This is a genomic window from Vannielia sp. (genome assembly GCF_029212645.1).
GTDB lineage: Bacteria > Pseudomonadota > Alphaproteobacteria > Rhodobacterales > Rhodobacteraceae > Vannielia.
Genome location: NZ_JARGND010000031.1, coordinates 21,725 through 28,173, shown reverse-complemented (window position 1 = coordinate 28,173; position 6,449 = coordinate 21,725). Strand labels below are relative to the sequence as shown.

Below are 6,449 nucleotides of genomic sequence, written 5' to 3'. Positions count from 1 at the left end.
GCCGCCTCGCTACTAACTCACCCCCATGGACGCCGAATCTCTTCCCTACCGCCCCTGCGTGGGCGTCATGCTGCTCAACCCCGCCGGTAAGGTCTTTACCGGCCAGCGGATCGACAGTGATCAACCCGCCTGGCAAATGCCCCAAGGCGGGCTTGATCCGGGCGAAGACCATCGCACCGCCGCCCTGCGCGAGCTTGAGGAAGAAACCGGAATCCCCCCCGAAAAGGTTTCGCTGATTGCAGAAACCAAAACACCGGTGCGCTATGATCTGCCGCCCGAACTGCTCGGCAAGGTCTGGAAAGGGCGCTACCGCGGGCAGGAGCAGCATTGGGTTTTGCTGCGCTTCACCGGCGAGGATGATGATGTGAACCTCGCCACCGAACACCCCGAATTTTCCGAGTGGAAGTGGCTGCCCCCCTCTGAACTTGTTGCCAATATCGTGCCGTTCAAGCGCGCCGTTTACGCCGCCGTGCTCGAAGCTTTCAAGGAACACCTGACGTGATCAAATGCCTCGCTCTCGCCGCCACCCTGCTGGCCACGGCAGCGCCCGCGCTGGCCCTCTCCTGCCTGCCCCCCGATCCGATGCGCCTTTACACCGATGCCCGCGAAGCCGCTGAAAACTTCCGCGTCATCCATGGCCGCCTCACCCCGCAAGAACCGGTGCGCCGCCTGCGCCCCAGCCGCACCACACGCGGCATGGCCGAGCTTACGATCCGCGCCAACCTCACCGGCGTGCAGCTTGGCAAAGGCGGCTTCACCTCGCGCGTTTCTACCCCCGTCAATGTGCGCCTTGTCTGCTTTGCCTCGTGGTGCGGCAGCTTCCCCGAGGCTGATAGCTACCTGATGGCGGTTGAAGAACGCGGCGGCACCCTCACGCTCACGGTTGATCCCTGCTCAACCAAGCTCTTCGCCACACCCAGCCGTGAACAGCTTGAGGCTGTCACCCTTTGCCACAGCAAAGACCGCTGCCCCGCCTCCAAAACACGCCCAATCCGTTAACCCCCTTCCCGCCACGGGCGGCCTCGGTTAGGAGAGCGCATGGGACAAAAAGTTGATACTCGCGCCATTGGCCTTGATGTAGGTCTGTCATTCATGCGCTGGCTCACCGGGGCCGAGAACCTGCATTACGGCCTATGGACCGGGCTGGACGCCACGGCCGAAAACCTTGGCACCGCGCAGGCCGCCTATACCGAAAAGCTGTTTGGCTACCTGCCCGAGGGGCCGCTGCGCATCCTTGATATCGGCGGCGGCGCGGGTGAAACCGCCAAAAAGCTGATCGCGCTTGGCCATGAGGTCGAGATCGTCGTGCCCTCCCCCTTTCTCGCCTCGCGCTGCCGCCAGAACGCGCCCGAAGCGCGGGTGCATGAATGTATGTTCGAGGATTTCGCCGGGGCGGGCGGCTTTGATCTTTGCCTGTTTTCCGAGAGTTTTCAATACATTCCCTGCGAGGTTGCGCTGAAAGAGGCGCTTGGCCTGCTCAAGCCCGAGGGCCAGATCCTCATCGCGGATTGCTTCCGCTCCGAACAGTATGAAGGTGTCAAACGCGGCCAAACCGTGGGCGGCGGCCACCGCCTTGCCCTGATGCGAAACACCGTGGCAGCCCTGTCGCTTACCATCGAGGCCGAGGAAGACATCACCGAGGCCGTTGCCCCCTCGATTGATCTTGAGCAGGGCCTGTTCAACGTGATCGGCCACGCCGTTTCCCGCGTTAACGAAGAGCTGAAAATGAAGCGCCCCAAAACCCGTTGGGCCATCGCTTCGACGTTCAGGATGATGCTGAGTGAACGCCGCCGCTTTCGGCTGGCCGAGCGCCTGCACGAGCAAAAGCGCACCTCCGAAGCCTTCTGCCATTTTAACCGCTACATGATCTTTCGCCTGTCGCGCTAAGGCGCGATCTGGCACCGGCTTTCTTCAGGCGCGCCTCGTTTTTCGGCATCGTGGCGTCGTGGCACTCGGTGAACAGGGGCCTTCTTGCCCCGGTCTGCCGGGCATGAACGCCCTCATCGCCGCTCTGCGGCCATGCCCTGTGTTGAGGCGGCAATTCCCGGCGTCAGCAGATGCCGCAGCAAGGCCACAGGATGCGCGCGCAGGCTCATCCTGAGCGCCACGTAATCCTCCACCATCTCCTCGGCGAGGCTCATTTGCGGCAGCGCGGCCAGCGGCTCGGCAATCCCCTCGCCCTCCAACGCGCCCGCAAACAGCGGCAGCGGGGCATCCCCGCGCAGCGCCTTTGCCTCCCACAGCGCCTCACGCCGGTTCATCCCCATCCCGGCAAAGGCATCTGCCTCGGCGAGGGCCTCCACCAGATGCGGTGCCACCCCGGCGCGCCGCCACACCGCGGCAACATCCAGATAGCCATTGCCCCGCGCCGCACAAATCCACCGCCCCTCTTCCTCACGCATGGCCTTGATCTGGCGAAACCCGAGGCGCAGCGCCAATCCGCCGCGCCCGTCCGGCTCCATCACATTGTCCCAAAAGCTTTCGTTGATATCGACCGGGCGCACCTCTACCCCGTGCTCCTGCGCATCCCGCACAATCTGCGCCGGGGCGTAAAACCCCATTGGCTGGCTGTTGAGCAGCGCACAGGCAAACATCCCCGGATGGTGCCGCTTCAACCAGGCACTCGCATAAACCAGCAGCGCAAAACTCGCCGCGTGGCTCTCGGGGAAGCCATAAGAGCCGAACCCCTCGATCTGCGAGAAACACCGCTCGGAAAACTCCGCCTCATAGCCATTTGCCGCCATCCCCCGCAGGAAACGCTCGCGGAAATCACCCACATTTCCCAGCTTCTTGAAGGTCGCCAAGGCCCGCCGCAGCCGATCCGCCTCATCCGGGGTAAACCCCGCGCCGATAATGGCGATCTGCATCGCCTGCTCCTGAAACAGCGGCACACCCAGCGTTTTGCCCAGCACCTCGCCCAGAGCATCCGAGGGAAATTCCACCTGCTCCTCGCCATTCCGGCGGCGCAGGAACGGATGCACCATATCCCCTTGAATCGGGCCGGGCCGGATGATCGCCACCTCGATCACCAGGTCATAAAAGCACCTCGGGCGCATCCGGGGCAAAAAGTTCATCTGCGCCCGGCTCTCCACCTGAAACACCCCAAGACTATCGGCCTTGCACAGCATGTTATACACCTGCGGGTCTTCCGGCGGCAGGGTGGCCAGCTCGTAGCGCGTGCCATGATGCTCGGCCAGCAGGTCAAAGGCCTTGCGGATGCATGACAGCATCCCAAGCGCCAGCACATCCACCTTGAGGATGCCCAGCGCGTCGATATCGTCCTTGTCCCACGGGATCACGGTGCGGTCTTCCATGCTGGCGTTCTCCACCGGGCACAGCTCATCCAGCCGCCCCTCGGTGATGATGAAACCGCCCACATGCTGGCTCAGATGGCGCGGAAAGCCCTGTATTTCCTCGATGATCTGTAAGGTCAGCGCCAGCCGCCGGTCCCTCGGGTCCAGCCCGATCTCGCGCAGCCGCTCATCCCTGAGCGACGCCGAGACCGATCCCCACCCCCAGATCTGCGAGGACATCGCCGAGATCGTATCATCCGAAAGCCCCATCGCGCGGCCCACCTCACGGCTGGCGCGCTTGCCGCGATAGTGGATCACCGTGGCACAAAGCCCCGCCCGGTGGCGGCCATAGCGCTCATAGATATGCTGGATCACCTCCTCGCGCCGCTCATGCTCAAAATCCACGTCAATATCCGGCGGCTCGTCGCGGGCCTCGCTGACAAATCGCTCAAACACCATGGTGCCGATCTCGGGGCTGACGCTCGTCACCCCAAGGCAGTAACACACCACCGAATTTGCCGCCGAGCCGCGCCCCTGGCACAGGATGCCGCGCTCACGGGCGAAGGCCACAATGTCATTCACCGTCAGGAAATAGGGCTCATATTTGAGCTTTGCGATCAGCGCCAACTCATGCGCCAACATACCCTTCACCCGCTCGGGAGCGCCGGATGGATAGCGCCAGCGCAGCCCGGCCTGCGCCAGCCGCGCCAGCCGCTCGCCCGCCGTCTCGCCGCCCGTCACCTCCGAGGGGTATTCGTAACGCAGCTCATCCAGCGAAAACCGGCAGCGCTCTGCCACCTCGCCCGCCCGCTCCACAGCGCCCTCATGGCCCACAAACAGCCGCCGCATCTCCCCGGCGCTGCGCAGCCGCTGCTCGCCATTGGCCAGCGCCGCCCGGCCCAGCGCATCCACCCGGCACCCAAGGCGCACCGCGCTCAAAACATCGGCCAGCCGCCGCCGCCGCCCGTGGTGCATCAACGGGGCCGCACTGGCCACCATCGCCACCCCCAGCCGCTCCGCCACGCCCGCCAGCCGATCAAACCGCGCAGCATCGCGCCCGTCATACCGCGGGGCGGCCAGCAGGCTCACCGCATGGCCAAACCGCCGTTTCAACCGCCGCCCCCTGGCCTCCCAATCCGGCGCGGCGGAAGGGTGCAGCAACAGCTCCATCCCCTCGCCCCATGCCACCAAATCCTCCATATGGAGCAGGCAGGCGCCCTTCTCGGCCCTGAGCCGCCCCAGCGACAACAGCCGGCACAACCGCCCCCAAGCCGCGCGATCCCTCGGCAAGGCCGTTACCGTGAACCCATCAGACAAAACCACCCGTGCGCCCGGCAAAAGCCTTGGAACACAGGCAATATCCAGCGAGGGCGCGCGCGCGGCCCCCTCTGGCGCAACCGGCCCAATCACCCCGTCCCGCGCCTCCTGTTCGGCCCGCTCGTTGACCACCCGTGCAATCTCACGCCCGCGCTGATGCGCCCGCACAATCCCGGCAACAGAGTTCTCATCCGCCACCGCCAAAGCCCTGATCCCCATCAGCCCGGCACGCTCCATCAACTCCTCGGGGTGGGAGGCCCCGGTGAGAAAGGTAAAGTTGGACGTGGCATTGAGTTCAGCAAACATGAGCGATTCCCCACACCCATATTTTCACGTTTTGTTCTCACGCTCAATTGCCTACATTCGCTGCGCTCTGGTCCGCAGGCGCGCGCGGGGCGCGCGGGGGGGGGGGGCGGGGGGGGGGCCCGCGCGCCGCACCACCCCCGCGAGCCCCCCCCCGCGGCCCGCAACGCCCGGTCCAACCCATCGGTAAACCGCGCCCGATCCGCTTTCGAAAACGGCCTTGCCCCGCCGCCCTGCTTGAGCGGGTTCGCCGCCCGCAGGTCTGTCATCAAATCCCGCGTGGCCAGCGCCGAGCCCATGTTGCGCTCTGTCAGCCGCTCGCCGTCCGGCTTCACCACCAGCGCCCCGGCCTCTACGCAGCGCGCCGCCAGCGGGATATCGGCGGTGATCACCACATCACCGCGCCCGGCGTTCTCTGCGATGAAATCATCGGCCACATCGAGGCCCTCGCTCACATAAACCACCTCGATCAACGGGTTGGCCGAGGGCCGCAGCCCGCCGTTGCACACAATTTTCACCGGCACCTTCAGGCGGCTTGCCACCTGCTCCACCTCGGCCTTCACCGGGCAGGCATCTCCATCCACCCAGATCGTCACCGGGCCCACAGCGCCTCGGCGTGAAACGCCACATGCTCCTCCATGAAGGTCGAGATGAAGAAGTAGGAATGGTCATACCCCTTTTGCATCCTGAAAGCCCCCTCTTGGCGCCGCGCCGCCATTGCCTCGCTCAACGCCTCGGGCATCAACAAATCAAGAAACTGATCGCCGCTGCCCTGATCCACCAGCACCGGCCCGTCAAAGCCGTCATCCCGCATGAGCAGCGTGGCGTCATGCGCCTCCCAACCCTCATCGCCCAGATAGGCCGTCAGCTGCTTGCGGCCCCAGTCGCTTTCGGTCGGGTGGGCGATGGGCGCAAAGGCCGAAACGCTGGTAAACCGCCCCGGCAGGGCCATCCCCAGCGTTAGCGCGCCATGCCCGCCCATAGAATGCCCGGTAATCGCTTGGCGCTCCAGATCCACCGCAAACTCCGCCCCAATCAGCGCGGGCAACTCCTCGGCCACATAGTCCCACATGTTATAATGCGGCGCCCAGGGCTCCTGCACCGCGTTTACGTAAAACCCCGCGCCCTTGCCCAGATCATAGGCCTCGTCATCGGCCACGCCCTCTCCGCGCGGCGAGGTATCGGGGAACACCAGCGCAATCCCCTGCTCGGCGGCCCAGGCCTGCGCCCCGGCCTTTGTCATCGCGTTCTCATGGGTGCAGGTCAGCCCCGATAGATACCACAGCACCGGCACTGGCCCGTCGCGGGCTTCTTCGGGCAAGAAAAGGCCAAAAGTCATGTCACAAGCGCAGGCCTCCGAGGCATGGGAATAGACCCCCTGCACCCCGCCAAACGCCCGGTTTTCCGAAACAGTCTCAACCATGTCAGCCCCTCCTGTCCTTGTGGTGCGTTGACTATCGGAGCGCCCTTGTTGAAAGTCCACAGCCCCCCTGCAAAACCTGCAATTGTGACCCCCCGATCCTTGCCAAACCACCT

General features: G+C 64.8%; 5 protein-coding genes and 1 pseudogene. 3 read left to right on the top strand and 3 right to left on the bottom strand.

Annotated elements, in window-relative coordinates:
• Window positions 1-25: 25 nt before the first annotated feature.
• Genes P1U55_RS10915 through P1U55_RS10905 form a run of 3 tightly spaced genes read left to right on the top strand, consistent with a single transcriptional unit; the run spans window position 26 to window position 1,887 of the window.
• The gene (locus P1U55_RS10915; protein ID WP_301047608.1) at window positions 26-502 is read left to right on the top strand and encodes an RNA pyrophosphohydrolase; all 477 of its coding nucleotides are present in this window, start codon (window positions 26-28) and stop codon (window positions 500-502) included.
• Window positions 499-999 carry a hypothetical protein gene (locus P1U55_RS10910; protein ID WP_301047607.1) on the top strand — a complete coding sequence of 167 codons (501 nt, stop codon included), beginning with the start codon at window positions 499-501 and terminating at the stop codon, window positions 997-999. Before P1U55_RS10915 ends, P1U55_RS10910 begins: the two co-directional genes overlap by 4 nt.
• Before the next feature lie 39 nt (window positions 1,000-1,038).
• Window positions 1,039-1,887 (top strand): class I SAM-dependent methyltransferase, encoded by an 849-nt coding sequence (locus tag P1U55_RS10905; RefSeq protein ID WP_301047606.1) that lies wholly within the window; start codon window positions 1,039-1,041, stop codon window positions 1,885-1,887.
• Between the two features lie 113 nt (window positions 1,888-2,000).
• On the opposite strand, the gene P1U55_RS10900 is transcribed toward P1U55_RS10905, so the two are convergent.
• From P1U55_RS10900 to fghA, 3 genes and pseudogenes are all read right to left on the bottom strand, one after another.
• Window positions 2,001-4,916: an error-prone DNA polymerase gene (locus P1U55_RS10900; protein ID WP_301047605.1), complete on the bottom strand. Its 2,916-nt coding sequence runs from the start codon at window positions 4,914-4,916 to the stop codon at window positions 2,001-2,003.
• A gap of 152 nt (window positions 4,917-5,068) precedes the next feature.
• Window positions 5,069-5,509 (bottom strand): annotated as a pseudogene (locus P1U55_RS10895) (YaiI/YqxD family protein); the annotation flags it as partial.
• Window positions 5,506-6,336: an S-formylglutathione hydrolase gene (gene fghA / locus P1U55_RS10890; protein WP_301047604.1), complete on the bottom strand. Its 831-nt coding sequence runs from the start codon at window positions 6,334-6,336 to the stop codon at window positions 5,506-5,508. The pseudogene P1U55_RS10895 and the gene fghA, both read right to left, overlap by 4 nt.
• Between the last annotated feature and the right edge of the window lie 113 nt (window positions 6,337-6,449).

Excerpts from the sequence above, each read along its gene's own strand:
- P1U55_RS10915 (WP_301047608.1), top strand. The coding sequence starts at position 26 with ATGGACGCCGAATCTCTTCCCTACCGCCCCTGCGTGGGCGTCATGCTG.
- P1U55_RS10905 (WP_301047606.1), top strand. The coding sequence starts at position 1,039 with ATGGGACAAAAAGTTGATACTCGCGCCATTGGCCTTGATGTAGGTCTG.
- P1U55_RS10900 (WP_301047605.1), bottom strand. The coding sequence starts at position 4,916 with ATGTTTGCTGAACTCAATGCCACGTCCAACTTTACCTTTCTCACCGGG.
- fghA (WP_301047604.1), bottom strand. The coding sequence starts at position 6,336 with ATGGTTGAGACTGTTTCGGAAAACCGGGCGTTTGGCGGGGTGCAGGGG.